Annotated in this window: 1 protein-coding gene; it reads left to right on the top strand. The window is 31.7% G+C overall.

The window, feature by feature from the left end; all coding sequences use genetic code 11:
• Positions 1-126 precede the first annotated feature (126 nt).
• A partial coding sequence (locus tag AACQ14_RS23840; protein WP_423248008.1) for an SAM-dependent methyltransferase occupies positions 127-303 on the top strand: 177 nt, incomplete at its 3' end.

Raw genomic sequence — 303 nt, 5'->3', positions numbered from 1 at the left:
AATACATCCATAACATCCACCTTGTTCTTTTTTAGTGGTTGTTATGGATGTATTAGAAGTAAAACGTATTATAGGTACTAAAGTTTAGCATAATGAGCAAAAGGTTAGGAAGGTAGGTAAGGTTCTATGTTTGAAAATAGTTATAATTATGATGAAGAGTTCATTAAGAGCAACATGATGGGTCCTAACTCAATGAGGATTATTTCAGAGTTGGCAGAATCATTAAAATTAGAAAAAGGAATGCGAGTACTTGACCTAGGATGTGGAAAAGGTTTAACTTCAATATATTTAGCTAAGGAATAT

This window comes from Vallitalea maricola, from assembly GCF_036985595.1.
Classification (GTDB): domain Bacteria; phylum Bacillota; class Clostridia; order Lachnospirales; family Vallitaleaceae; genus Vallitalea; species Vallitalea maricola.
Note: the sequence above shows the minus strand (reverse complement) of the source record. Positions and strands in the feature narration are given on the sequence as shown.